The organism is Rhizobium sullae (assembly GCF_025200715.1).
Taxonomy (GTDB): Bacteria; Pseudomonadota; Alphaproteobacteria; order Rhizobiales; family Rhizobiaceae; genus Rhizobium; species Rhizobium sullae.
Genome location: NZ_CP104143.1, coordinates 2,371,304 through 2,396,628 on the forward strand (window position 1 = coordinate 2,371,304; position 25,325 = coordinate 2,396,628).

Annotated in this window: 28 protein-coding genes and 1 pseudogene; 9 read left to right on the forward strand and 20 right to left on the reverse strand. The window is 61.2% G+C overall.

The features are described 5' to 3' along the window. Positions 1–4: 4 nt before the first annotated feature. Complete coding sequence (locus tag N2599_RS12130; protein WP_027508261.1) at positions 5–853, reverse strand: LysR family transcriptional regulator; 849 nt, start codon at positions 851–853, stop codon at positions 5–7. A gap of 95 nt (positions 854–948) precedes the next feature. Between N2599_RS12130 and N2599_RS12135 the strand changes: the two genes are divergently transcribed. The 4 genes from N2599_RS12135 to N2599_RS12150 all read left to right on the forward strand — a co-directional run bounded on the left by N2599_RS12135 (position 949) and on the right by N2599_RS12150 (position 3,774). After that, on the forward strand, positions 949–1,914 hold the full coding sequence (locus N2599_RS12135) for a quinone oxidoreductase family protein (protein WP_027508260.1): 966 nt from the start codon (positions 949–951) through the stop codon (positions 1,912–1,914). A 76-nt stretch (positions 1,915–1,990) separates the two neighbouring features. Beyond that, positions 1,991–3,133 carry an alpha-hydroxy acid oxidase gene (locus tag N2599_RS12140; protein ID WP_027508259.1) on the forward strand — a complete coding sequence of 381 codons (1,143 nt, stop codon included), beginning with the start codon at positions 1,991–1,993 and terminating at the stop codon, positions 3,131–3,133. 45 nt (positions 3,134–3,178) lie between these two features. Beyond that, positions 3,179–3,367: a type II toxin-antitoxin system HicA family toxin gene (locus N2599_RS12145; RefSeq protein WP_027508258.1), complete on the forward strand. Its 189-nt coding sequence runs from the start codon at positions 3,179–3,181 to the stop codon at positions 3,365–3,367. A 2-nt stretch (positions 3,368–3,369) separates the two neighbouring features. Further along, on the forward strand, positions 3,370–3,774 hold the full coding sequence (locus N2599_RS12150; protein WP_027508257.1) for a type II toxin-antitoxin system HicB family antitoxin: 405 nt from the start codon (positions 3,370–3,372) through the stop codon (positions 3,772–3,774). Here the strand turns inward: N2599_RS12150 and N2599_RS12155 are convergent. The 13 genes from N2599_RS12155 to N2599_RS12215 form a co-directional block, all read right to left on the reverse strand. Then, positions 3,771–4,517: a metallophosphoesterase family protein gene (locus N2599_RS12155; RefSeq protein ID WP_027508256.1), complete on the reverse strand. Its 747-nt coding sequence runs from the start codon at positions 4,515–4,517 to the stop codon at positions 3,771–3,773. The genes N2599_RS12150 and N2599_RS12155 overlap by 4 nt on opposite strands. Before the next feature lie 3 nt (positions 4,518–4,520). After that, entirely contained in the window at positions 4,521–4,877 is a 357-nt protein-coding gene (gene uraH / locus N2599_RS12160) for a hydroxyisourate hydrolase (protein ID WP_027508255.1), read from the reverse strand. Then, positions 4,874–5,374, reverse strand: coding sequence for an ureidoglycolate lyase (locus tag N2599_RS12165; RefSeq protein WP_027508254.1), 501 nt, complete (start codon positions 5,372–5,374; stop codon positions 4,874–4,876). Before N2599_RS12165 ends, uraH begins: the two co-directional genes overlap by 4 nt. Before the next feature lie 3 nt (positions 5,375–5,377). After that, positions 5,378–5,740 carry a HepT-like ribonuclease domain-containing protein gene (locus N2599_RS12170; protein ID WP_027508253.1) on the reverse strand — a complete coding sequence of 121 codons (363 nt, stop codon included), beginning with the start codon at positions 5,738–5,740 and terminating at the stop codon, positions 5,378–5,380. Continuing rightward, positions 5,737–6,030 carry a nucleotidyltransferase family protein gene (locus N2599_RS12175; protein ID WP_027508252.1) on the reverse strand — a complete coding sequence of 98 codons (294 nt, stop codon included), beginning with the start codon at positions 6,028–6,030 and terminating at the stop codon, positions 5,737–5,739. The genes N2599_RS12170 and N2599_RS12175 overlap by 4 nt, the downstream gene beginning before the upstream one ends. Positions 6,031–6,087: 57 nt before the next feature. Next, positions 6,088–7,110 carry an allantoicase gene (alc, locus tag N2599_RS12180; protein WP_027508251.1) on the reverse strand — a complete coding sequence of 341 codons (1,023 nt, stop codon included), beginning with the start codon at positions 7,108–7,110 and terminating at the stop codon, positions 6,088–6,090. Further along, positions 7,111–7,608, reverse strand: coding sequence for a 2-oxo-4-hydroxy-4-carboxy-5-ureidoimidazoline decarboxylase (gene uraD, locus N2599_RS12185; protein WP_027508250.1), 498 nt, complete (start codon positions 7,606–7,608; stop codon positions 7,111–7,113). It lies immediately after the preceding gene. Continuing rightward, positions 7,608–8,531: an allantoinase PuuE gene (puuE, locus tag N2599_RS12190; RefSeq protein WP_027508249.1), complete on the reverse strand. Its 924-nt coding sequence runs from the start codon at positions 8,529–8,531 to the stop codon at positions 7,608–7,610. Before puuE ends, uraD begins: the two co-directional genes overlap by 1 nt. Before the next feature lie 115 nt (positions 8,532–8,646). Beyond that, on the reverse strand, positions 8,647–8,949 hold the full coding sequence (locus N2599_RS12195) for a branched-chain amino acid transport AzlD family protein (protein WP_027508248.1): 303 nt from the start codon (positions 8,947–8,949) through the stop codon (positions 8,647–8,649). After that, positions 8,946–9,611: an AzlC family ABC transporter permease gene (locus N2599_RS12200; RefSeq protein ID WP_051336453.1), complete on the reverse strand. Its 666-nt coding sequence runs from the start codon at positions 9,609–9,611 to the stop codon at positions 8,946–8,948. The genes N2599_RS12195 and N2599_RS12200 overlap by 4 nt, the downstream gene beginning before the upstream one ends. 105 nt (positions 9,612–9,716) lie before the next feature. Then, complete coding sequence (locus N2599_RS12205; RefSeq protein WP_027508246.1) at positions 9,717–10,574, reverse strand: AraC family transcriptional regulator; 858 nt, start codon at positions 10,572–10,574, stop codon at positions 9,717–9,719. A 47-nt stretch (positions 10,575–10,621) separates the two neighbouring features. Beyond that, positions 10,622–11,329 (reverse strand): DUF1045 domain-containing protein, encoded by a 708-nt coding sequence (locus N2599_RS12210; protein ID WP_027508245.1) that lies wholly within the window; start codon positions 11,327–11,329, stop codon positions 10,622–10,624. A 113-nt stretch (positions 11,330–11,442) separates the two neighbouring features. Next, entirely contained in the window at positions 11,443–12,621 is a 1,179-nt protein-coding gene (locus N2599_RS12215) for an NAD(P)/FAD-dependent oxidoreductase (protein WP_027508244.1), read from the reverse strand. On the opposite strand from N2599_RS12215, the gene mnmC2 reads away from it, so the two are divergent. Next, positions 12,620–13,336, forward strand: a complete 717-nt coding sequence (gene mnmC2, locus N2599_RS12220; protein ID WP_027508243.1) for a tRNA (5-methylaminomethyl-2-thiouridine)(34)-methyltransferase MnmC2 — start codon at positions 12,620–12,622, stop codon at positions 13,334–13,336. The two genes, N2599_RS12215 and mnmC2, sit on opposite strands and share 2 nt — an antisense overlap. Here mnmC2 and N2599_RS12225 read toward each other — a convergent pair. Both N2599_RS12225 and N2599_RS12230 read right to left on the reverse strand, forming a co-directional pair. Continuing rightward, positions 13,333–16,710: a response regulator gene (locus N2599_RS12225; RefSeq protein WP_027508242.1), complete on the reverse strand. Its 3,378-nt coding sequence runs from the start codon at positions 16,708–16,710 to the stop codon at positions 13,333–13,335. The two genes, mnmC2 and N2599_RS12225, sit on opposite strands and share 4 nt — an antisense overlap. 80 nt (positions 16,711–16,790) lie before the next feature. Next, entirely contained in the window at positions 16,791–16,916 is a 126-nt protein-coding gene (locus tag N2599_RS12230; protein WP_260307347.1) for a hypothetical protein, read from the reverse strand. A gap of 53 nt (positions 16,917–16,969) precedes the next feature. On the opposite strand from N2599_RS12230, the gene N2599_RS12235 reads away from it, so the two are divergent. The 3 genes and pseudogenes from N2599_RS12235 (at position 16,970) to N2599_RS12245 (ending at position 21,310) form a co-directional block, all read left to right on the forward strand. Then, positions 16,970–17,356 (forward strand): hypothetical protein, encoded by a 387-nt coding sequence (locus tag N2599_RS12235; RefSeq protein ID WP_027508241.1) that lies wholly within the window; start codon positions 16,970–16,972, stop codon positions 17,354–17,356. 290 nt (positions 17,357–17,646) lie between these two features. Next, positions 17,647–19,348: pseudogene (locus N2599_RS12240) on the forward strand (DEAD/DEAH box helicase). A 186-nt stretch (positions 19,349–19,534) separates the two neighbouring features. Beyond that, positions 19,535–21,310 carry a B12-binding domain-containing radical SAM protein gene (locus N2599_RS12245; RefSeq protein ID WP_027508239.1) on the forward strand — a complete coding sequence of 592 codons (1,776 nt, stop codon included), beginning with the start codon at positions 19,535–19,537 and terminating at the stop codon, positions 21,308–21,310. Positions 21,311–21,315: 5 nt separating this feature from the next. On the opposite strand, the gene N2599_RS12250 is transcribed toward N2599_RS12245, so the two are convergent. Then, the gene (locus N2599_RS12250; protein ID WP_027508238.1) at positions 21,316–22,206 is read right to left on the reverse strand and encodes a DMT family transporter; all 891 of its coding nucleotides are present in this window, start codon (positions 22,204–22,206) and stop codon (positions 21,316–21,318) included. Between the two features lie 169 nt (positions 22,207–22,375). Continuing rightward, entirely contained in the window at positions 22,376–23,368 is a 993-nt protein-coding gene (iolG, locus tag N2599_RS12255; RefSeq protein WP_027508237.1) for an inositol 2-dehydrogenase, read from the reverse strand. Between the two features lie 155 nt (positions 23,369–23,523). Between iolG and N2599_RS12260 the strand changes: the two genes are divergently transcribed. After that, positions 23,524–23,760: a hypothetical protein gene (locus tag N2599_RS12260; protein WP_051336452.1), complete on the forward strand. Its 237-nt coding sequence runs from the start codon at positions 23,524–23,526 to the stop codon at positions 23,758–23,760. On the opposite strand, the gene N2599_RS12265 is transcribed toward N2599_RS12260, so the two are convergent. Together N2599_RS12265 and N2599_RS12270 are read right to left on the reverse strand one after the other, a co-directional pair. Further along, entirely contained in the window at positions 23,761–24,240 is a 480-nt protein-coding gene (locus N2599_RS12265) for a hypothetical protein (RefSeq protein WP_027508236.1), read from the reverse strand. It abuts the gene before it with no gap. 57 nt (positions 24,241–24,297) lie between these two features. Beyond that, positions 24,298–25,302, reverse strand: a complete 1,005-nt coding sequence (locus tag N2599_RS12270; protein ID WP_027508235.1) for a LysR family transcriptional regulator — start codon at positions 25,300–25,302, stop codon at positions 24,298–24,300. Positions 25,303–25,325: the final 23 nt, after the last annotated feature.

A 25,325-nucleotide genomic window follows, 5' to 3' on the forward strand; every position in this document is an offset into this window, starting at 1 on the left:
GATATTAATAAGACCAGTTCCTCTTCAAAGTCTCCATCACCGCGCGGATGATCGGAACATTTCTGATATCCGAGTGAACGACCAGCCAGACTTCACGCGTCAGCGGCTTCGTCTCCCGAATGACCTCCACAAGGTCATTCGCGCCGGCAAGGAGAAAATTCGGAAGGAGAGCGACGCCGCCGCCGGCTTTCGCGGCGGAAAGCTGGAATTCGAGCGTCGTGGCCCTGATGGACAGTTTTCGCCCATTCGCCACATCGAGCAGGCGCATCGACTGCGGCGAGCTCGACATCGTTTCGTCATAGGCGATGAAGCTCCAGGCCTCCTCAGGCACGGAAGCCAGATAAGCCGGGGAGGCATAGAAGCCAAAAGCCACGTCGCCAAGCTTGGTAACGGTAAAGTCGCCCTGCTCCGGCTTCGTCATTCGGACCGCAATATCCGCCTCCCGCCGGTCGAGCGAGGCGTAGCGCGTCTCGCCGACAATGGTGATGCCGATGTCCGGATAGTTGCGCCGCAGTTCGACAAGCGGCCCGGCAAGCAGGGCGGCCGCAAGCGTCGGCGGCGCGCTTACCTTGACGTCGCCCGCAAGGCCGCCGCCGGCAGCAAGACTCACGCGTTCGATTGCCCGCGCCTCCTCGCCCATGCGCTCGGCCATCACTGCGACCCGCTCCCCATCTGCCGTCAGCGACACGCGCCGTCCGCGCCGATCTATGAGTTTCACACCCATCTGCGCTTCCAGACGGGCGACGCGGCGGGCGACCGTCGCGTGCTCCACGCCGAGTAAGCGGGCCGCGCCGAGCAACGTTCCGGTCTGCGCCAAGGCTGCGAAGTAGCGGAGATTTTCCCAATCGAACATTGATCATTTTTTCCCATCGATTGGCAAACAATAGGGAATTTTCGATCAACAAGCCATCGGCCATGATTGCCGCAACAGCAAATCGGAGCACAGTCATGGACAAGATCGTTACACTTCAGACGCCGGGCGGCATCGAACAACTGCAGGTCTTGGAGCGCACGCCAAAGCAGCCTGGCCCCGATGAGATCCGCATACGGCACGAAGCGATCGGCATGAATTTCCTCGACATCTACCACCGCAAGGGCATCTATCCCCTGCCGGCCTATCCGGCCGTCCTAGGCGTCGAGGGGGCGGGCATCGTAGAGGCCGTTGGCACCGGCGTCATCGAACTGAAACCGGGCGACCGCGTTGCCTATGCCGGCGCGATCGGCGCCTATGCCGCAACACGCCTGCTTCCCGCCGCGCGCGCCATCCGCCTTCCGGATGAGATCCCGTCGCGCGTCGCCGCCGCCTCGATGCTAAAGGGCATGACCGCCTATATGCTGCTGACGCAAACCTACACGGTCGGCCCCGGCACGATCGTCCTCGTCCATGCGGCCGCGGGCGGCCTCGGCAGCATTCTGGTGCGGTGGGCAAAACATCTCGGGGCGACGATCATCGGGACCGTCAGTTCGCAGGAAAAGGCCGGGCTTGCCGTCAAACACGGCGCCGATCACGTGATCGTCGGGCGCGACGCGGATGTGGTCGGCGAAGTGAAACGGCTGACGGGCGGCCGTGGCGTCGATGCCGCCTATGACGGCATCGGCGGCAGCATGCTTTCTAAGACCATCCAATGCGTGCGCCCGTTCGGCGTCGCCGCAACGATCGGACAGGCCGGCGGCCCGATACCTCCGGTCTCCGTCGAGGAGTTGCGTCCCGGAAAAGCGCTCACGCATCCGAGCATCATGGCCTACATCGCAGACGGCGAAAATTATGCCGCCGCCGCCAAGGCAACAATCGAAATGACGCAGTCGGGCATCGCCGCAACGATCGCCGGCGAGTATGCCTTGGCAGACGCGGCAAAGGCGCAGCAATTCCTCGAAAACGGAGGTGCCGCAGGGAGCCTGATTCTTGTTCCCTAGGCGACGAAAGATGTACCCTCTTGCCTGAAAATCATGTTAAGGGCCATGGCGTTATCCAGATGTGAAAGTCTTGTCCATGGCCACTCCTCTCACCATCGCCGACCTTAAGAAACTCGCCCAGCGCCGAGTGCCGAAAATGTTCTTCGACTATGCGGATTCGGGCGCCTGGACAGAGTCGACCTATCAGGCGAACGAGAGCGATTTCACCAAGATCAAGCTGCGCCAGCGGGTGCTCGTAGACATGACGAACCGCACGCTGGAGACGACGATGGTCGGCCAGAAGGTCTCGATGCCGGTGGCGCTCGCGCCGACGGGTCTTACCGGTATGCAGCATGCCGACGGCGAGATGCTGGCGGCCCGTGCAGCGGAAGAAGCCGGCGTTCCCTTCACGCTCTCGACGATGAGCATCTGCTCGATCGAGGATGTCGCCTCGGTGACGACGCGACCCTTCTGGTTCCAGCTCTATGTGATGAAGGACAAGGACTTCGTCATGAACCTGATCAACCGCGCCAAGGCGGCAAAGTGCTCGGCACTGGTTCTGACGGCCGACCTGCAGATCCTCGGCCAGCGGCATAAAGACCTGCGCAACGGCCTCTCCGCTCCGCCGAAATTCACGCCGAAGCATATCTGGCAGATGGCGACTCGCCCCTTCTGGTGCCTCGACATGCTCAAGACCAAGCACCGTACCTTCGGCAACATCGTCGGCCACGCCAAGAATGTCTCCGACCTCTCCTCGCTGTCCTCCTGGACAGCTGAGCAGTTTGATCCGCAGCTTTCCTGGGCCGATGTCGCCTGGATCAAGGAAAAATGGGGCGGCCCGCTCATCATCAAGGGCATTCTCGATGTCGAGGACGCGAAGGCGGCAGCCGAGACGGGCGCCGACGCGATCGTCGTCTCTAACCATGGCGGCCGCCAGCTGGACGGCGCTCCCTCTTCGATTAGCATGCTCCCGCAGATCGTCGATGCCGTCGGCCACAAGATCGAGATCCATCTCGACGGCGGCATCCGCTCCGGCCAGGACGTGCTGAAGGCCGTGGCGCTTGGCGCCAAAGGCACCTATATCGGCCGCCCTTTCCTCTACGGCCTCGGCGCCATGGGCAAGGAAGGCGTGACACTGGCGCTCGGCATCCTCCGCAAGGAGATGGACATCACCATGGCACTCTGCGGCAAGCGCGACATCAACGACGTCAATTCGTCGATCATCGCCGGACGGCAGTAGCAGCACCGTTTACGAGATACACATAAGTGTGTATAATCGCTCTTCATGAAGAGTGCAGACGTCATCGCGTTGCTGAAAAAGGATGGCTGGTTCGAGGTTGCCCGTAAGGGCAGCCATATGCAGCTGAAACACCCTACAAGATCCGACCGCGTGACCGTTCCCCATCCAAGGCGCGACGTTCCGATTGGCACTCTTAAGAGCATCGAAAAGCAATCCGGTCTCAGCCTGAGGTGATTATGCGCAACTATATCGGACTGATCCATAAGGAAAGCGACAGTGACTATGGCGTGTCTTTCCCTGATTTTCCAGGCGTCGTGACCGCAGGGAAAAGCCTGGACGAGGCGCGGAGAATGGCAGAGGAAGCCTTGGCATTCCATGTCGAAGGCATGGCTGAAGATGGCGAAGCCATTCCCGAACCATCCAGCCTTGAAAGCATCATGGCGGATCCGGAAAACGGCGACGGCGTTGCAATTCTCGTGAGCCTCAAAACGCCAGCCCGCAAGGCGATTCGTATCAACATCACCCTTCCGGAAGACGTACTTGAACGCGTGGATGCATTTGCCGCGGCGCAGGGATTGTCCCGTTCCGGCTTTCTCGCGCGAGCGGCGAAACATGAAATCGATCGCGGCGAAGCAGCTTAAAACGGCGGCATTCTTCCCGTTGCCAGCGCGGCCGCCCAATCCGGGCGGCCGTTTGCTTTTGCAAGCGTCGACATCGCCATGTGATCGTAGGGGACGTTGCGGAAATAGGGCGTCCAGCCGGACGCGGATTTCTCCAGAATGGCGTAGCTTGCCATCGGATGGCCGGTCTCAACCTTGTGCGGATAAGGCTTTTCATCGTTGTAAGCCGGGCAGCCGACGCTGCCGGGATTGACGATGAGACGACCGTGCGAAAGGCGGACGGCGCGGGGGATGTGCGTATGGCCGCAAAGGATCAGCGGAAAGTCGATGCCTTCCGCGAGCGCCTCGATCTCCTCCTGCGGCTTCAGAAACACATGGCCCTCGGGCGCCACGGATTCCAGCCAGTACAGGTTGTCATCGCCAGGCGTGGCGTGGCAAAGATAGGCTTCTTCTTGATAGACCAGCTTGGTCGGCAGCGATCGCAGCCAGTCGAGATGATGCGGCAAAAGCTGCTCGTGGGCTACCTTATCTGACGCATGCATGGCTTCGGGTTTCTGCTCGATCAGGTAGCGGTCGTGATTGCCGCGGACCGTCGGCAGAGCGAACGGGATGAGCAGGTCGGCGGTCTTGCCAGCTCCCAGCGGACCGCTGAAGCAATCGCCGAGATCAACGATGTCCGAAATGCCCTGCGCGCGGATATCCGCAAGGACCGCCGCCAGCGCCGGATGATTGCCGTGGATATCCGCGATAGCCGCAAACTGCATCGCCTAGCTCCCGCGATAGGTGGAATAGCCGTAGGGCGAGATCAGCAGCGGCACGTGGTAATGCGCAGCAGTATCCGCAATGCCGAAGCGGATCGGCACGAGATCGAGAAAGGCCGGATGCGGCAACGGCGTGCCCGAAGCACGCAGATAGTCGCCCGCATGAAACAGCAGTTCGTAGGTTCCGGCCTGAAAACTTTCGCCGGAGAGGATCGGCCCGCCGTCCACGCGTCCGTCCGAATTGGTTTCGACCGTCTTGATGTGATGGCGAATATCGCCATCCAGGCGAAACAGGTCGATCCTCAGCCCTTGGGCGGGCTTGCCGGAGGCCGTGTCGAGAACATGGGTCGTCAGTCCGGTCATAGGGCTGGCTCGCTGATGATGTATGGCGTTTCGAAGAAATGTTCTTCCAGATTATCTCCGGGTCCATCCCTGTCGACAACCAGAAAATCGCTCGGTTGCCCGAGCACCAACAACGGGTGATGCCAGACGTTGCGCCGGTAGTTCACGCCCTGGCCGCCCCGCGCGAGAAACACCTGCGGCCTGCCGGGCTTTCCGTCCTGATCTTCCGAAACCGCCACCAGAAACGGCCGGCCGGAAAGCGGCGAGAAGCTCTGGCTGCCGAACGGATGCCGCTCCATCATGCCGATCTCGTAAGGAAAGCTGCGCGGCTGGCCGCGAAAGAGATTGATGACGACGCGCGCGCCCTCGCCAGCCGCTTCTGCCGTCGCCAGCGCATGGAAACGTTCGGTCGTGCCGCTGTTGATATAGCGCATGGTCGACGGATCGGCCTCGATGACGTCACCGAACGGCACGAAGGTAGTTTTGGTGAGGGGCTGGATGTCGAGAAGGTCCGTCAAAAGTCATTCACCTTGGGCGTGCCAGTGACGCAATCCATGCAATTGATCGAGAAGATCGGGAATGGCTGTTTGCGCAGTATCCCAAACGGCGTCTAGGTTCATGCTCATGTAGCCATGAGCGATACGGTTTCTCATTCCGCGCATTTTTTGCCAAGGCACGTTGGAAAATTCCGCTGCAAACTCGGGATATTCCTCCATGATGCGCGAGGTTGCATCACCAATCATCAGGAGGTTCATTCCAACTGCGCGCTGTCTGACAAGGTCCTTCAGAAATTCATCCTTGCTCATGTCCTTGACGAAATCGACGGTTTCGAATGCGACCTGCTGCATCTCGTCGAGATAGGTTCGAAGCCGATCGATACTCATACAGGCTTGGCTTCCTGCAGGACCCGGCTGCGGACACGTTCGGGAAAATCACCTGGCGTCAGAACGTGGATTTCCGTCCCGGACATCAGCGTCTGCAATTCCTCCAGCAACCCGCCGAGATCGAATAGCGTCGTCCCCGGCAGCGCATCGACAAGAATATCGAGATCGCTGTCCGGCCTGTCCTCACCGCGAGCGACGGACCCGAAGACACGCGGGTTCGCCGCGTTGAAGCGCCTTGTCGCGTCGCGGATCGCCTGCCTGTTCTTTTCCAACACTTCCGACGGCTTCATCGAGGCATCACTCCTGATGCCTTGAATATAGGCGAGCCGCAATAAAGAAGAAAGAACTCACCCCTTCACCCCGAAAAGCCTCAGACGCATGATGCCGCCGTCCGGATGCATCGCGATGCGCACATGCGTCACCGGCCCGACGTCGGCGATGGAGTCCGGGCCATATTCGTGGATGTGGTCCATCTGCAGTTTGGTGCGCGGCAGGATCGGCCTCCAGTTTTCCGAAGCCGCAATGTCCGCCTCGCTGAGCATATCGCCAAGATCGGGCAGATAGGCGCCGAGAAGCTCACACGTGTCGGGAAAATTGCCCTTGAAGAAGGCAGTGTCTACGATCACGCGCTTGATCCTGCCCGGATGGCCAAGCCGGATCACCGCCCAGTCGTGGCCAGGCCCGCGCCGCCGTTTGGTTTCCCAACCGTCGCCCATGTTGATGCCGCGACCGGGGCCAAGCATCTTGTCCGGGTGGCCGTAATGCGCGTCCGACCAGCCAAGCGACTTCGCGCCGTTGAAGATATAGGCAAGGTCGACTTCTTCATTCGCCTCGACTTTCGACCAGTCGAAATAAGCCGAACCATAAACGCGCAACCGGGCAACGCCGCCATCGGGATAGATATGCAGGCGCAGATGCGTCCAGATCTTTTCCTTGTCGGCGTTTTCGAAGACGTGATGAGCGCTCGGCCCCAGCGGCGACTTCGTGAGGATTTCGGTCCAGATGGTCGCCTCGGTCGGATCGCCGCCCTCGACGAAGGCAGCCTCGATCGAACAATGCGGCGGATAGTTGCCGGTGAAGTAGCTGGTATCGACATCGAAGCCGAAAATGCGGCCGGGCATCGCGAGCTTGACGATCGCCCAGTCGTGGCCGGGCACGCGCTTGCGGCGGCTTTCCCAGCCGTCCATGTATTTGCCGTTGTCGTCGTAAAGATCCGGATCGAAGCTCGCCGGCACATCCTGCAGCATGCGCTCCAGCGGCGCGAAGAACTCGTCCGTCGCATAAAGGCCCTTGGCGCCGAGGCGTGCGGAAGCAAGGTTGATCGCGCCGTTCGCGAAGGACGGCAGGCTCGCATTGGTATTCTCAGTCATTCACTTCTCCGGAAGCATGGATGTCAGGCGCAAAAGCGCAATCTTTTCGACCTCAGCGGCGGCGGTCGCAAACTCCTCGTCGCGGCTGTTACCGATGCGTTTCTCGAAAGCCGCGAGGATACCGTCCTTGTTCAGCCCTTTCACCGCGATGATGAAGGGAAAGCCGAACTTTTCGGTATATGTCTTGTTGAGTTCGGTAAAGCGGGCGTGCTCTTCGGCGCTCAGCCGGTCGAGACCGGCGCTTGCCTGCTCCTTCTTGCTGTCTTCCGTCAGTTCGCCGGCGATGGCCAGGCGTCCGGCAAGATCGGGATGGGCGCGAAGCACGCCAAGACGCTCTTCTTCGCTTGCGGCGCGGAAGACAGCGACCAATGGAATGTGCACTTTGTCCACAGTCAACTCATCGCCGATGAAACCATCGTCATAGGCGCGCTCGGCAATGAAGGGCGAATGCTCGAAGACGCCCCCGAAGCGCGACACGAATTCATCCCGCCGGATCATCAGATCACGTCCTGCTTGTGGTTCTTGTGCCAATGCTCGGCGATCTCGATGCGGCGGGGAATCCACACCTTGTCGTGCTGCAGCACATATTCGATGAAACGCTTAAGCGCCGCCGCACGGCCGGGACGCCCGACAAGGCGGCAATGCAGGCCGACCGACATCATCTTCGGGCTGCCGGCCCGGCCCTCGTCGTAGAGCGAATCGAAGGCATCCTTGAGATAGGTGAAGAACTGATCGCCGGAATTGAAGCCCTGCGGCGTCGCAAAGCGCATGTCGTTCGTTTCGAGCGTATACGGAATGATAAGGAACGGCTTGCCGTCGACACCCTTCACCCAATAGGGAAGATCATCGGCGTAGGAATCTGACGAATAAAGGAACCCGCCCTCCTCCTGCACCAAGCGCAGCGTATTGTCCGAGGGTTTGCCCTGATACATGCCGTAGGGACGCTCGCCGGTAAGCTCGGTATGAAGGCGCACGGCTTCGAGAATGTGCTTACGCTCGAGGTCTTCCGGAAAATCCTTGTACTCCAGCCAGCGGTAGCCATGGCTGGCGATTTCCCAGCCGGCTTCCTTCATCGCTGCGACAGCCTCCGGATTGCGGGCCATCGCAAGCGTCACGCCGTAGACGGTCGCCTGAACCTTGAGCTCGGTGAACATACGCCAGAGCCGCCAGAACCCGGCGCGCGAGCCGTATTCGTAGATCGATTCCATGTTCAGATTGCGCTGGCCTGGCCAAGGTGCTGCTCCGACAATTTCCGACAGCAGGTTCTCGGACGCCGCATCGCCATCGAGGATCGAGCTCTCACCGCCCTCTTCGTAGTTGATGACGAACTGCACGGCGAGCCGGGCCTCGTCCGGCCATTTCGGATCAGGCGTATTGCGGCCGTAGCCGATGAGATCGCGCGGATAGGTATCGGATGCCATCAAATCACCTTCTGAAGGATACGCGAAACGGTAGCACCCGGAGACGGAATGTCGAGACGGAAATGCGAAACTGACTTTCGCCGCTACGGCACAAGTCACCACCTCTGCTGCCGAATCAGATGCCTACAGCCCGCAACAGCGCGACGCAGAAGACACCAAGCACGACGGAAACGAGCATCGACAGACGGAGTGCGGCAACGGCTGTGACCGCGCAGGCGATCGTTTCCGCGATACCGGTGGCAAAGGCGGTCGGCGCAACGACCGCCATCAAAACCGCAGGTGGTATGGATTCGATCGCGTTGCGGCGGCTTCCCTCCAGGGATACATGCCGCGCGAGCAGAAGGCCGCTCAGGCGCGTGAGAACGGTCGCGACCGCCATGGCGACGATTGCGAGAAGAGTGGAGAAATCGACCGTCATTGCGTTACCTCCACACGCCGGCTGCCGCTGGCGACTGCCGCAAGCAGGCCGGCAACGGCACCGGCTGCGATATACCAGACGCCGGGCACGAAATGCTGGGTCGCCACCGCGGCCGCACCGCTTGCGAGCAGCACAGCACCGGTTTCCGGTCCCTTCCAGAAGCCCATGACCAGCACGATGAAGACGGCCGGAAAGGCGAAATCCAGTCCGAGCGCCGCGGGATCACCCAGGAAAGCGCCGAGCGTCGCACCCGCAAGGCTCGAAAGCACCCAGGCAAGATAGAAAGGTGCCGCAAGCCCCGCGAACCAGGCTGGTGTAAGCCGCGCAAGGCCGGCACGGAATTCCGCCATCGCCCAGATCTCGTCGGCAAGAAACAGGCATGCGAAATAGCGCTTGCGTCCGCCAAAGGCCTGCATCTTGGTGCCGAGCGAGGCACTCATCAGCACGTGCCGGATATTGACGAGCAGCGCTGCAAAACCGGCGCTCGTCCACGAGGCCGGATGCATCCAGATATCCATCGCCACGAACTGCGATCCGCCGGCAAAGACCAGCGCGCTCATCAGCGCCGTCTCCACCGGAGAAAGCCCTTTGGTGGCTGCAACCGCGCCGAAGACGACGCCGATCGGTATGACGGCAGCGATCAGCGGCGAAATGGCCCGCATGCCCCCCAGAAACTCCGCCCATTTTCCATTCCCGTTCACAATAGGATCTCCGATTTGCTGGGAGGTCTTAGAATGGAGATGAATGGCCGTCTTGAACGAAAGTGATTACCGCGCGCGGTATTGGCCGGGCGTCACTCCCGTGCGCGCCTTGAAATGCCGGCTGAAATGCGCCTGGTCGGCGAAGCCGCATTCGAGCGCAATCTCGGCCGGCTGTCCGCCGGCCTGCAGCTTGCGCCGGGCAACGCGAATGCGGATATCGGTGAGGAAGGCGTGCGGCGTGATGTGGAATTCCTTGCGGAACGCGCGGATCAGGTGCGCGCGGCTGAGGTCCGCCACCGCGGCGAGCTCTTCAAGCCCGACATCGGAAACGTAGTTTTCCATCAGGTAGTCGCGGGCGCGCTGCACGGCGGATCGCTCCCGCGTATCGACCGGCACGATGATCGAACTGCCGTGATGCCGGAACATGGCCTCGAGCACGAGGAACATGCCCTGGCTGGTTTCCAGCGCGCCGACGCCCGATTCCAGCGCGCGATGAGCATCGTGAAAAGCATCGGCGAGCAGCGGATCGTGAAGGATCTGCTTGCCGAAGGCAGGCGTACCGCCGAAGGCGCGGCCGGTGACGTCCTCCAGGATTTCACGGAAGAGCGACATGTCCGGATAAATCATCCGGTAGCGATAGCCGCCCTCCACAGGCGCGCCGTCATGGATTTCGCCGGGATTGATCAGGTAGAGATCGCCAGGCCCTGAGCTTTCGCGTGTGCCCCTGATGGTCGCGATCTGGCTGCCGCTTTCGATGGCGCCGATGCTGAAGGTCTCATGGGCGTGCGGTGCAAACTCATGCGTGAGGAACGTCGCGCTCAGGCACTCCATGCCGCCGAAACGGCTGTCACGCCAGAATCGCGTCGTCTCCGCTCGCGACAGCGGCATGGCCCCGGTCGCCTGTTCCTGGGAGATGTTGTCCATCACCCGAATATAGCATCTTCGGGCCACCCGTTCTTGAACAAAAGTGATCAGGCGATCTTGCGCGCGCTAACCTTGCCCATCGGATGCAGCGAATGGACCCGGAACGGCCCGCCGGTGCCTTCCTCGATCATCAGTGCGATGTTGGCGACAGCGACCGGTTCCGCAAGGACAGCGTCGAAGACGCTGCTGAGCGCCTGCTCGATGCGCGGCATGTCGACAAGATTGACTGGCCCCGTCAAGGGCATATGGAAGCGGAATTCGTCCATTACATAGGGATAGCCCCAGCGATACAGGTTGGCGAACTGCGCGGCCGAAAGCCCGTCCGAATCGCTGCGCTCGATCTCCGCCTCGGAGAGCGGCGCACGGAAGCGATCGAAATGCTGCACGACTGCGGAAGCGAGATAATGTATGTGATCGCAGGGAACCGACGGCACGAGGCTGAAATAATTGCGCAGGCGCGCCACTTCAATGCTTGGAATTAGGAATGGCTGCAGACTGCCGGAGAAGCGCATCATTTCACGCAAGAGTTGTGATTCAGAAACATCCGGTGCAAGATAGAACGGAGCCTTCAACACGCCATGGAAGCCGTAGCGGCGCGGCACGGCGGTATGGAATGCGATTTCGTGGATGCCGATGCCGCGAATGGCTGGAGGTTCGACCATTTCGCCGGAAAAGACGTTGCGGCCAAGCCAATTGGCCGCCACCTGGGTGAGCGGATCGCTCGGCGCAGGCGTGAAGCAAATGGCATAGCGCATGCAATCTCCTCCATCAAAGGAAGGCGCGCGGGCGATTCCGGCGCCGTCGATGCGCAAGCAGATAGGTGATTTGCATGACAGAATAACGAAAAGAACCGGCTTCTAATTCACGTTTAACGTGAAGCAACCACGATGTGGCTCGAAAGCGCGAAATTTTCCGGCAGAACGAAGGGTGCGGATCGGCCGGTCGCCATATGCACGGCAGCTTCCGCAAGGCGGTGAGCAAGACCGAAACTGACCTTGAAGCCGCCGGTCAAGGCGATGAGCTTCGGATACGCCGGATGCGGGCCGATCATCGGATCACGGTCGATCGCCTTCGGACGCAGGCCGGCCCAACGCGCGATGATCGGGGCGTCCCGAAGCACCGGGACCATCTCGCGCGCGGCCTCGACCAGCCCGTCGAGCTGGGCATCCGTCGACGCCGGATCGTCAAAACGGTTCTCGCTGGTGCTGCCGATCGCGGCATAGCCGCCCTCATGGGCGACAATATAGAGGCCATCGCGGAAGATGGTGGGAAAGGCGGGATCGATCTCAGCCTTCAGTAGCGCCGCCTGCCCCTTGACCGGCTGGCCGAGCGGCTTTTCCAATCCGGGCGTGAACTGCTGCAGAAGCGGAAATGACTGATGGCCCGCCGCGACAATGCAGCGGCCGAAGCATACGATCTTTCCGCCCACATCGGCGACCCCGCGTTCTGGTTCGAGACCGCCGACTGCTGCATTCTCGATGATGCTCACATGCTTTGCCTGCCTCAGAAATGCGCCAAGGGCGGCAACCAGGGTGCGGGGCGCGACGCGGCCGGCGAGCGTATCGTGCACGAAGCCGCTGTCGCCAGCGGCAGGATCGATCCAGTCCGCGACCGGCGGAGCATCCGCGACATGCCAGTAGAAGTCGCGGCCGCCCTGATGCCAATGCGTTTCGGCATCGGCGGAATGGGTAAGCGCGATCTTGCGCAGGTGCGGCTTCGGCAGCGGGATGATGCGGCCCGAGCGGCGGTAGCCGGCGGATAGGCCGGTCGCGGCTTCGATCGCGGCGATCTCGCTTTCGAGGGAAACCAGCGCATCGAACTGGAACTGCTTCTTGGCATTCCATTTGTCCGGCATATGCGGCATCAGCGCCCCGAGCAGGCCGCCGCTGGCGCCCTGCCCCAACGCGCCTGCGTCGGCGAGCAGCGTATCAATGCCAAGGCGTTCGGCATGCACCGCCGCCCACAGCCCCATAATGCCGCCGCCCGCGATCAGCAAGCTGAAGGACGATTGACCGGAGGAGACGGCCGCATTATCGGCTTTAGGCATGACAGACAATGATCCCGACCAGATGGGCAGCACGAGCCAGCCGCTCGAATGGCGCGACGGCGATATGCCCTATTCGCCGGCCTTTGGCGACCATTTTTATTGCCAGACGGATGGCCGGCTCGAATGCGGCCACGTCTTTCTGGCGGGCAACGGCCTGCCGGAGCGCTGGACCGGCAAGGATGACTTCCGCATTGGAGAATTGGGCTTCGGCACCGGGCTGAACTTCGCCGAAACATGGCGACACTGGAAGAGCCACCACAAGACCGGCCAGCATCTGCACTTCATCTCCTTCGAACTCCATCCGATGCGCACCGAGGAGATCGGCCGCGCCCTCTCGCACTGGCCGGAAATCGATGCCGAGCGGCAGGCGCTGACAGCGCTGTGGCCGGGCGAACCACAGGGCACCGTCACCCTTGCGCTGGACGGCCAGACAACGCTGAGCGTCGTCTGCGGCCCGGCAATCGATGGCGTTGCGGCCGCCGAACCCGGCTTCGACGCTTGGTATCTCGATGGCTTCGCACCGTCGCGCAACGCCGACATGTGGTCGGAAGAACTGATGCGGCTCGTCTGCGAGAAGACCCTCTCCGGCGGCAGCTTCGCGACCTATGCCGCGGCAGGCTTCGTCAGGCGCAATTTGATTGCCGCAGGCTTTACCGTCGAACGGCGTAAGGGTTTCGCCGGCAAGCGCGAGATGCTTTGCGGCGTAAAACCCTAAAATCCCGAGCGGCCAGGCAACCGCTCGCTCCTGCCGAGCCAAAACTGGATTTTCTCTTCCAGCAGTTCGGGGCTGATCGGCTTTGACATATAGTCGTCCATGCCGGCGTCGAGGCAGAGTTCGCGGTCGCTTTCGAGCGCATGCGCCGTAACTCCGACGATCGGCACGCGGTGCCCCTGCCCGCGCTCGCGGGCGCGGATCGCGCGGGTCGCGTCGTGCCCGTTCATCACCGGCATCGAGACATCCATCATGATGATGCGCGGTGTATGCGCCTGCCATGCATTGACCGCCTCCTGGCCGTTGTTGACAACAAGGAAGCTCAAGCCCGTGCCCTGCAGGATCTGCGTGAAGACGATTTGGTTCACTTCGTTGTCCTCTGCGACGAGCACATCGATGAATGCCCTATGCGACTCGACGGGCGGCGCGGCAGCCTCCGGCTCCTTGACCTCTCGCCCGGCCTGCAGGCGAACGATTTCCGCCGCCGATGCCTGCTTCACGCGGCTTGCGCGCACGACCTCGACGATCGTGTTGCGAAGAAGATCGGCGCGCGCCGGCTTCATCAGATGCGCATGGCCGTTTAGGGCCGCAAACTCCTTCTCCGTGCCGGAGATATCCATCGAGGTCAGGAAGATGATCGGCAGGTTCTCGAAACGGGCGTCGGCCCGTATCATGTGCGCGACTTCCGCGCCGTTCATTTCCGGCATGTGATAGTCGAGCACCACGGCATCGACCTGGACGCCGATCTGGTGCGCGGCCTCGAGGATGGCCATTCCTATCCTGCCGCCCTCCGCAGCCACGCCGTCAAAGCCCCAGAGTGCCAACTGCTCAGTGAGGATGCGGCGGTTCACCTCGTTGTCGTCGATGACGAGCACCCGCGCGCCGCGCACATTGACCGGCAACGGCTTGGGCTCGAGGCGGGCGGCGGCGATGGCTAAGGGCAGATTGACGGTAAAGACCGAGCCCTTGCCGGACTCGCTTTCAGCGTTGATGTAGCCGCCGAAGAGATCGACCAGGCCGGCGGTGATGGCAAGACCGAGGCCGGTGCCCTCGTGACGCCGCGTCGAAGAGGAATCGACCTGCGAGAATTTGTCGAAGACAGACTGCAGCCTGTCGTCCGGAATGCCGATGCCGGTATCCTCGATCCTGATCTCGACCATGATCTCGCCGTCTGATCCCGGCCGGAAGCCGATATCGACGAAGACATGGCCTTTCTCGGTAAATTTGACGGCGTTGCCGACGAGGTTCGTAACGATTTGGCGAAACCGCCCGGCATCGCCGATGACGGCGGCAGGCAGGTTCGGATCGGCGCGCACGAGAAGCTCGAGGTCCTTCTCGGCGGCCGGCGAAGAGAGCAGTGTCGCGACGTCCTCGACCGCTTCCACCGGATCGAAGGCCGCCTTGCGGAGCGTCATCTGTCCGGCGTCGATCTTCGAGAAGTCCAGAATATCGTTGATGATCGTCAGAAGCGCGTTGCCGGACTTGACGATGATGTCGATGAATGTCTTCTGCCGCGCATCGAGATCGGTCTTCGCCATGAGCTCGGCCATGCCGAGCACGCCGTTCATCGGCGTGCGGATTTCATGGCTCATATTGGCGAGGAATTCCGACTTGGCGCGGTCGGCTGCCTCCGCGCGCGCAAGCAGCCGCTGAAGCTCTTCCTCACGCTCCTTCATTTCGGTGACGTCGGTGAAGAGCGCGACCCAATGCCCGCGCTCGCTGATCGTCGCCTCCATGTTCACCCAGCGCTCGCCGGCGACGTGGAACACGGTAGCGATCGGCTGCTTCTCGGTAATGTTGGTGCGCCAATAGTGCAGCACATCGGCGGCTGCACCCTTGAAGTCGCCGCGATCGGCGCAGAAATTGAAGAGGTCGATCCAGCCTCTGCCCGCCACCAGATATTCAGGCGGAATGCTGAGGACGCGGGAAAGGGCATCGTTGGAGAGCTTTATGAGACCGTCCTGGACGATGGCGAGCCCTTGCGGCATAGCCCGCGTCGCGTCCCGCATCAGTTCGCCAAGGTGCTCCAGGGCAGCGCGCGCCTCGTGGATCTCCTTCTCCCTCGCGCGAATGGCGCTCATGTCGGAATAGGAGAGCAGGATGCGGTCGTTTGAAATGCGGCGGCTGTCGAAGATAATCGACTTGCCGCCCGACCAGCTAAGCTCGATCGGTTCCGATTCTGCATCCGCGCCGAAATGGCGCTGGCGCTCTGCCAGGATATCTTCCGGGCTACGCCCGTAGCCGTAACGCCCGAGTTCGTAATTGCGGCGGATGACGTCGATGAACGGCCGTCCGTCGAAACGATCCTCAGGCGGGAGATCGCATATCGCGTAGAATTCGTCGTTGATGTAGAGGATATCGAGACTGTTATCGAGGATCAGCATGCCAACCGGCAGCGAACGCAGGATGTTTTCAATGTCGCGATGCAGGACTTCGGCATGCGTCTGCGATGCGATCAGTTCGGCTTCGCGCTCCTTGAGTGGGGAAATGTCTGAGAAGGAGCCGACGACATAGACCTTGCCGTCCGGCGTCCGGACGCGATTGACGCGCGACAGGATCGGGTAGACCGTGCCGTCAGTGCTCGGAAGCCTTCCTTCCACTTCCGTAAGCGAGCCCTCCTTGAGCGCCAGCACGTTTTCTTCGTAGATGCTGGCGCCACCCTCCTCGCCGAACATCTCAAACTCCGTCAGTCCAAGCACTTTCGACCGGATATGGCCGGTGAACGTCTCGTAATACTGGTTGGCATAGACGAGCCGGTGGTTTTCGTCGCGCACGAAGGCGGCAACCGGCAGATCTTCCATGATGGTGCGGAGGAGATCGAGCTCATTCACGCTCTCGTGCCATCCGTTTTCAGCGGACGATGCATTGCCGCCGCCGTTTCGATAGGCCGAATTGACGATCAGCGGCCGGCCGTCGTCAGCAAAAATGCCGATCGGATGATCGAGCTTTTCCACCGTCGCGCGGACGCGCTCGAAATCGGCGAGCAGCGCCTGATCCGGCCCCGAAAGGACCGGGCGGCGCACCTGCACGCGCGCCTCGAAGATGCCGAGAACATAGGCCCGGTCCTCCGATGGCATGAAGCTTTCGATTCGCACCCGCTCATGGGTGGCTCCGGCGGGATCGAAGCAGATAGCGGTTTCCTCGGTGCCGAAGACCAGAGCACGGCGCTCCTTGTCCTCGCGTTCCTCTTCCTCGGGACGGTCGAGGATTTCGCGGCTCCGGCCGCCGATGAAATCGGAAATTTCCCTGCCGAAGAAGCGGGCATAGGCTTCGTTGACGGCGACATAGCGAAGCTCGCTGTTCTTGACATAGGCCGGGGTCTCCAGATCAGCGATCCGGCTGCATGCCAGTTCGAGAAGGTTCCCCGCAGATGTCAAAAAGCGCCCGCTCCTGCAATGAATGAATGAGAAGGCCGACCATACAACCGCGCGGCTTAACAGAGCTTTAACCATAAGGATTAGGCAAGCGCTTTTGCGGCGCGGCGCCGGATCGAGGCAACGGTGTTAGCGCAAGCGGGCTGGAACCATGCTATACTCTCCTTCGTTGTAAGGTTGAACTCGATCAGCTGGCCGCGTTTTGCCACGGATTCTCCTGACGGCTTCAAAGAACGAGCTTCGTCTACGAAAGGAGACGATCATGTCCGTACTTCATAAAGGCATGGCGGCGGGCCTGATGGCATTGACGTTGGCGAGCACTTCGCTCGTTACGGCAACACCTGCGCATGCCAATCATCAGTTTTGGGGCGGTGTCGCCGCCGGTGCCATCGGCGGCATCCTGCTCTCGCATGCCGTGCGGCCTTATCCGGCATACGGGTATTATCCCGAACCCTACTACTATAGGCCGTACTACAGGCCCTATCCGGTCTATCGCCCATACGACCGGCCCTTTTACCGGCCTTACTACCGCTCCTACTACCGGCCCTACCCGGTCCATTACCGCAGCTATCGATATTGCGATGTGGAACGCCGCTACGATCATCGAGCGGACGTGTGGGTCACCGTCCGGGTTTGCCCCGGCTATTGAGGAGCCCGTCCGCGCCACGGCGCCGTCTGCTCGGGCGGCGCCTGCAACGCCTTTCTCGCGTTCGTCCCTTGACTTTCAACCCGAACTAGACCAAATGCAGGTCAGCTTTCACCTTCCGGCCGCCGCGTGAGCTGCCCCTGCGAAAAAAGACAAACGCAAGAAGAAGGACAAAAGCGCATTTCATAGGATGCCGCGATCCCAAGTGCGGCCAGAAGCGCTGGAAAGTTTTTCCAACACACAAGTTCCCACTTCACGCGGGGTTCTTGACGCCAAGAATGATACTGGACCGCATGGTGCGATCCGGCACGTCGTTTCGGCGCCCCGAAAGGTTATGCCTTGACTAATTTTGAATCGCTTGGTGTCTCCAAGCCGATCGTCGCCACGCTTTTTCAGCTCGGCATTGAAACGCCAACGCCTATTCAGGCGCAGGCAATCCCGCTTCTCCTCGAAGGCCGCGATCTGATCGGCCTCGCCCAGACCGGCACGGGCAAGACCGCCGCCTTCGGCCTGCCGCTCATCGAAAAGCTGCTTGCCGACGACAAGCGGCCGGACAACCGCACGACGCGCACGCTCATCCTCGCTCCGACCCGCGAACTGGTGAACCAGATCGCCGTCAACCTGAAGAACTTCCTGCGCAAGTCGCACCTGCGCATCAACGTCGTTGTCGGCGGCGTATCGATCAACAAGCAGCAGCTGCAGCTTGAAAAGGGCACCGACATTCTCGTCGCGACACCCGGCCGCCTCCTCGATCTCATCAACCGCCGCGCAATCGGCCTCACGGCCGTGCGTTACCTCGTGCTCGACGAAGCAGACCAAATGCTCGATCTCGGCTTCGTGCACGACCTGCGTAAGATCGCCAAGATGGTGCCGAAGAAGCGCCAGACGATGCTGTTTTCGGCGACCATGCCGAAGGCCATTGCCGACCTCGCCGCCGATTTCCTGACCGATCCGGTCAAGGTGGAAGTGACACCTCCGGGCAAGGCTGCCGACAAGGTCGAGCAGTACGTCCACTTCGTCAACGGGAAGAACGACAAGACCGATCTCCTCAAGAAGTCGCTGACCGAAAACCCGGATGGCCGCGCCATCGTCTTCCTGCGCACCAAACATGGCGCCGAGAAGCTGATGAAGCATCTCGAGCATGTCGGCTATTCCGTCGCTTCGATCCACGGCAACAAGAGCCAGGGTCAGCGCGAGCGCGCTCTCAAGGCGTTCCGCGACGGCGACATCAAGACGCTGATTGCTACCGACGTGGCCGCCCGCGGCATCGACATCCCGGCCGTTAGCCACGTCTTCAATTACGACCTGCCGGAAGTTGCGGAAGCTTATGTTCACCGCATCGGCCGTACGGCCCGCGCCGGACGCGACGGCATCGCAATCGCATTCTGCGCCCCTGATGAAGCACGCCTGCTCCGCGACATCGAAAAATTGATGAACATCAACATCACCGTTGCCAGCGGCGAAGCACCGGCCGACATGCGTGCTGCGCCCCGCCGTGCAAATGGCAACAGCAATGGCAACGGCAGCAACCGCAATCGAGGTGGCCAGGGCCGTGGTGAGGGCCGCGGCGAAGGCCGTCCAAGCGAACAACGCTCCGGCATTCGCCAGGATCGCCGTCCGCGCCGCGAAGGCGAAGCCGCCGGCGTTCGCGCCAACAACGAGGAGCGCCGTCCGCGGCCAGAGCGCCAAACTGCCCGCAACGAGGACTTCCGCGGCCAGCGCCGTGGCGAAGTCACGCCGCAGGGGCCGGATAACGATCTCGTCTCGACCTCGGATTTCCGCCCGGGCAAGAAGCCGCAACAGCGCCCGCACGGCAACGCCGATGCGAACCGCCATCACCCCGGCGGTGCCCGCAATCCGCACGGCCGCCCTGGCCGCAAGCATGGCGAGGATCGCGGCCAGCAGGCACATGGCGAACAGCGCCAGGACGGCTCCGGCGGCATGCGCCGCAAGGGCCCCCGCAATGGCGGCGGCCAGCGCCGCGAACAGGCCTGAAAACAGAACTGAAAAAGGCCGGGTATCTTCCGGCCTTTTTTTATTTTAAGCTCGTGCAGGACGGTTGCCCAGCCAGGCAGAATTCCGTCACGATGATGTCAGTGCATTCCATACCGGTGTTCGTCACGAACGCCACGCATGTTGATCACACCCGTCCTGAACTGCCTACAACGAGCGAGATAGGTTTTGTCATCTCCCCTGACGTCGAGCAGCCGCCGCTTTCAGCTCATTCTCCTCAAGCCGTCGCACTATGATGACGACGGCTATGTAATCCGCTGGTGGCGGGCGATGATCCCTTCGAATTCGCTGGCGGCTCTCTTTGGCATTGCAGCCGACTGTGCGGAGCGCGAAGTGCTCGGCCCCGGCGTCGGCATCGACATCAAGGTGATCGACGAAACCAATACCCGCGTGCATATTCCGGAACTGCTCGCACTACTGAAGCAGCATGACAATTTCGGCATGGTCGCACTGGTCGGCGTTCAGTCGAACCAGTATCCGCGGGCGCTCGACATTGCCCGGCCGTTCCGCGCCGCAGGCATTCCGGTTTCGATGGGCGGCTTTCATGTCTCCGGTTGTCTCTCGATGCTCGACGGCAAGGCGGTCGAACTCGACGCGTGCCGGGAGATGGGCATTTCGATGTTCGCCGGCGAGGCCGAAGGCAGGCTCGACAAGGTCTTGCAGGACGCGGCCTATGGCAAGCTTGCGCCGGTCTACAATTTCATGAACGACCTCCCAGGCATCGGCGGCACGCCGGTTCCCTTCCTGCCCAAAAAAAATGTCGAGCACACGCTCGGCCTCAGCAGCAGTTTCGACGCCGGTCGCGGCTGCCCCTACCAGTGTTCCTTCTGCACGATCATCAACGTGCAGGGCCGCAAATCCCGCTTCCGTTCGGCCGATGACGTCGAAAAGCTGGTGCGCATGAACTGGGCGCAGGGCATCCACAAGTTCTTCATTACTGACGACAACTTCGCCCGCAACAAGGATTGGGAAGCGATCTTCGACCGGCTGATCGAACTCAAGGAAAAGGATGGCATTCCGCTGGGATTGATGATCCAGGTCGATACGCTCTGCCACAAGATCCCGAACTTCATCGAAAAAGCGAAGCGCGCCGGCGTCACGCGGGTCTTCATCGGCCTGGAGAACGTCAATCCGGACAACCTGACAGCTGCCAAGAAGAACCAGAACAAGATCACCGAATACCGGAAGATGCTGCTTGCCTGGAAAGCGCAGGGCATCATGACGCTCGCCGGTTATATCCTGGGCTTTCCTTCCGACACGCCGGAAACCATCCGCCGCGATATCAAGATCATTCAGCACGAACTGCCGCTCGATGTTATCGAGTTCTTCGTCCTGACGCCGCTGCCGGGTTCGGAGGATCACCAGACGCTTTGGCGCAAGGGTGTCCCGATGGACGCCGACCTAAATACCTATGACGTCGAACATGTCTGCACTGCGCACGAGAAGATGAGCAGGCAGGAATGGGAGAGCATCTATCACGAGGCCTGGTCGCTCTATTATTCGCCGGAGCATGTAAAGACGCTGCTGCGCCGCGCCGTTGCGAGCGGCTTGCCGCTTGCAAGCCTCGTCAAGGTGCTGGTGTCCTTCGCAACGACGGTGCCGCTGGAAAATGTGCATCCGCTGCAAAGCGGGCTGTTGCGGCTGAAGCATCCTTCCGAACGCCGGCCCGGAATGCCGAAACCGCACCCCCTCGTCTTCTGGCCGCAATTCGTGTGGGAAACCGTTACCAAGCACGTTTCGCTGGCAGGCGTCATCCTGCGCATGAGCGCGACTGCGTTCCTCATCAAGAGAAGCCCGGCATCCAAATACTATATGGACCAGGCGCTGACGCCGGTCGATGACAGCGAAGAAGAGAAGCTGGATCTGTTCACCAAGACAGCCGGCGGTACCGCGGCCGTCACACATGTCAGGAAAATCCATCAGCTGACCCATGCCGGCCAGTAGCTTGATCAAGCCTCGGCCATGCGGGCGCTTTTCCGGTTCGACAGATAAACGCCGGTGACAACGACGATCGTTCCGATGACCAGTGGCACTGTCAGCGGTTCGCCGAAGGCGATGAAGGCCTCGATCGCGACCGTCGGCGGCATCAGATAGATCAACGACGCGGCCCGCGAGACCTGGCCGCGGCGGATTAGATAAAGAAGCAGCCCGATCCCGCCCATCGACAGGCCGAAGACCGACCAGATCAGCGCGCCGATAGCCTCCGGCGTTCCGTCGAAATGCAGGCGCTCGAAGGTGAGCGCGAGCGGCACGGTCACGACAAGCGCACCCACATATTGCAGCGTCGCAATCGTCTTGAGATCACCGGTCTGCAGGTGTTTTTTCTGGTAGATCGTGCCGTAGGTGACGGAGGCCATGGCGGCGAGGTTGATCGCAAGTGGCACCGCCGCATGGACGAGGCTCGCAGACGCAGGATCGAAAAGTTTTGGGGAAACGGCGATCGCTATGCCGAAGAAGCCGAGCAGGAGTCCGAACTTCTGGGTGGGCTGCAGGCGCTCGCCGATCAGGAAGGGTGCTGCCATCGCCGTCAGCAGCGGCTGCAGCGCTGCGATGATGCCGGAAATGCCAGCCGGAACGCCATTGGCGATCGCCCACCACAGACCGGCAAGATAGAATCCATGCAGAAAGAAACCGGAATAGATCGCCCGCATCACCGTCGCGCGATCCGGCCATCTCGCCTTCAGCACCCGGCAGAGGCCAAAAAACGCTAGCGCCGAAAGCCCAAAACGGATGCCGAGGAAGGTAAAGGGCTCCGAATGCAGGGCCGCATATTTCGCGACAACCCAGCCGGTAGACCAGAGCAGAACGAAGATGGCGGGAGCGAAACGATCGAGGGTCATTAGCGATCCTGGGACAACGGCAATGAGCGCGCTGTACCCGTCCCGCAGGCCCAGGTCAAAGGCGAAGCATTGATACTTATTTCAAGTTTCGCTGATGAGTGGCGCGAAACGGAAATGACCGGGCGTCTGCCCGGCCATCTCATGCGCGGCTTCCGGTCGGGAGTTGCCGTCAGCCGAGCTTGATGAGCTTGCCTTCCTTGACGGACTGGACTGCCGCATCGGCGAGTGCCAGCGCGGCAAGGCCGTCGGCGCCGGAGGGCGAAATCTTGGCACCCTTTTCGATCGCGGCGATGAAGCTTGCGATCTCGTTGGCATAGGCTTCGGTGTAGCGGGTCATGAAGAAATCGTGCAGCGGCGGGCGGGTATAACCATCGCCGTTCGCGACCTCGATCGAGACCGGGCGCTGGTTTTCGGCCGCGACCATGCCTTTCGAGCCATGCACCTCGATGCGCTGGTCGTAGCCATAGGTGGCACGTCGGGAGTTGGAGATGATCGCTTGCTTGCCGGACTTCGTCTGCAGGATGACCGAAACGCTGTCGTAATCGCCGGCTTCGCCGATCGCCTTGTCGACGAGGACGGCAGCCGTTGCCGCAATCGAGACCGGCTCTTCGCCGAGCAGGAAGCGGGCCATGTCGAAATCATGGATCGTCATGTCGCGGAAGATGCCGCCAGAGCGCTTGATGTAGTCGACCGGGGGGGCACCGGGATCGCGGGAGGTGATCGTCACCATTTCGACTTCGCCGATGCGGCCGTCGTCGATCGTCTTGCGCACCGCCATAAAATGCGGGTCAAAGCGGCGGTTGAAACCGACCATCAGCTTTGCCTTGGTCTCGTCAACGACCTTGATGCAGGCCCTGACACGATCGACGTCAAGATCGATCGGCTTTTCGCAGAAGATCGCCTTGCCGGCCCGCGCGAATCGCTCGATCAGGTCGGCATGCGTATCCGTAGGCGTGCAGATGACGACAGCGTCGATATCCTTGGCAGCCTCGATCGCCTCGATGGTGCGGACCTCGCAGCCATACGCGGAAGCGATCGCTTCGGCTGCCTGCGGAAACGCGTCGGCGACGGCAACAAGCTTCGCATTCACGTCGCCGCTCACGGCCCTCGCGTGAACCTTGCCGATGCGGCCGGCGCCGAGAAGACCAAATCTGACTGTCATGAGAACCTCCCTGGAATTCGGAACAAATAAACCGAATTTCGATAATTGTAGAATTTTCATTCCATTTTCTTTGTGAGCCGTCAAGCCCGTTGCCCTTTCACATTCGCGAAATCCATCCTAAAGACAAGCGATCGAAATTTGACCGGGGGGGAAACATGCAACTGATCGATCCGAACCATCCGGCCTACCGCCGCGTCTGGGTGCGGGCGCTGATCGTGGGCGTATGTCTCGCCTGGGCGGCATTGGAGTTCGTCACCGGCGATCCCTTCTGGGGTGTGCTGTCGGCCGCCGCCGGCGCCTATGCCTTCTATATGCTTTTCTGGACCTTCAAGCCGCAACCGCCCGCAGAACCTAACGAAGCCTCCAAACCGGGAGAGACGGATCCCAAATAATCAGCGGCCGCGACGCCGCATGGCTTCATCGATCAGCAGGTTCGCGAGCATCATGCGCTTCGTAGCATTCTCCCGGAATGCCGGCGCGACGCGATCAGGATGGTTCGACTTGGCGAAGGCCCGGCGCTTTTCGTTCAGCGTCTGCAGCGTGTCGACGGCTGTAATCGCGAGCTCCGCCGCGATCTCGGCAGACGCAGTGCGCGCAAGATGTTCCGGCATGACGGGTTCCGGCTCAGGTTCCGCAACGGGCTGCGGCCGGATTTCCTCGTCTGCTGCGGCAGCTGGCGTCTCCGGTTCCATATTGTCGAGATAGCCTTGGCCCGCGCGTTGCGACGCCGCCGACACGCCCTCCATCACGTCGAAGGCAAGACCAGTGCGGAAGCCATGGACGCGATGCGCGACGGACGCCTCGTCTTCGCTCTCTTCCTCCGCTTTCAGCCGCTCCAGAACGGATTGAAAAACCGATTGCCCGAACAACATGCCCCTTCCCTTCGAAGTGGCGTATTGAACACCGCCAGCATGGCGCCGGGCTTGCGTTCATTCTCCCTGCTTCCGGCTTTCCTCGAGGATAAGGTCATAAAGAAGCCGCGCGCTTGGGGGCAGCGCGCGCTCGCGGGCGGTAATCAGGCTGTAGGGCTTTACGTCTATCTTGAAATCGGTCGGCAACACGCGCACGTCGGACGCCTTCGCATCCTGGCCGGAGAGAAACTGGGCAACGTCCAGCGCTACGGGCGCGATGGCATCCGTCTCGCAAATAATCGCGCAGGTCAGCAGCAAGGATGACGTGTTGACGATATTTTCCGGCAGCGGCACCCTCGCCGCTAGAAAGATATCCTCCAGCGTTCGCCGTAGCAGCGTGCCCGGCGGCTGGAAAACCCAGCCGTAGCCATGGAGATCGGCGAGGCTGCTCTCAGTCTTCTTCAGGAGCGGATGGCCCCTGCGCACGATCAGGCAGGCTTTTTCGATTCCTATTTCACGCACTTCGAAGAGCCGCGGATTGAGATCGTCAGGAATGCGGCCGATAATGAAGTCGTGTCGGGCGGCGAGCAGTTCCCGCGCCAAAACGTTGCTCGTCTCCACTTCTATGTTGATCTCGATACCCGGAAACGCCTTGCGGACCTTGTCGATGGCCGGAACGACGAGGCTCATGGCGGGCGCAGTGACGGCGCCGATGAAGACGGAGCCGCCCTTGCCGCTCTTCAACTCGGCAATCTCGCGGCCGGCCTCGCGCAGTTCCAGCAGAATTTTTCGTGCACGCCTGGCGAGTGCTTCTCCGAAGGTCGTCAGCACCACGCCACGGGCGACCCGCTCGTAAAGCGGCGTCTTCAGGATCGATTCCATTTCGGCGAGCATCCGCGAGGCGGCCGGTTGGGAAATGTTCAGAGTCTCCGCCGCTGCGGAAATCTGCCCGCTATCTTCGATTGCGACGATCATGCGCAGGTGATTCAGCTTCAAGCCCGCGCGCAGAAAGGCATCATCACCGAAATTGTCGCTATGGATATCGATGCGATCCGTGGAAATCGCGTCGGAAACAATCGCCATGGTTGCGGCCTCCCATCCGCGCT